The organism is Acinetobacter johnsonii (assembly GCF_048551975.1).
Lineage (GTDB): Bacteria > Pseudomonadota > Gammaproteobacteria > Pseudomonadales > Moraxellaceae > Acinetobacter > Acinetobacter johnsonii_A.
This window is the reverse complement of record NZ_JBIMCF010000268.1, coordinates 1-262: the sequence shown is the minus strand read 5'-3', so window position 1 is coordinate 262 and position 262 is coordinate 1. Positions and strand designations below refer to the sequence as shown.

At 45.0% G+C, this 262-nt stretch carries 1 protein-coding gene; it reads right to left on the bottom strand.

Translation table 11 applies throughout. The features are described from left to right. Window positions 1–262, bottom strand: a 262-nt coding sequence (locus tag ACG9ZB_RS17465; protein WP_419326869.1) for a hypothetical protein, incomplete at both ends; no start/stop codon positions are given.

Genomic DNA, 262 nt, shown 5'->3' with positions numbered 1-262 from the left:
AGCAACAGTTTGACGGCGCATGTCATCTTGGATTTCAACTGAGAGCGAGTATGGAGGAATCGAACATGCTGACTCACCTGAGTGAATCCCTGCTTGTTCAATGTGCTGCATAATACCGCCAATCACAACGTCTGTACCGTCAGATACACAGTCTACGTCAACTTCGATCGCATCATCTAAGAAATGGTCAAGAAGTACAGGTGCTTCATTGGATGCTTGTACTGCATCACGTAAGTAGCGTTTAAGTTCGTCGTCGTTATAT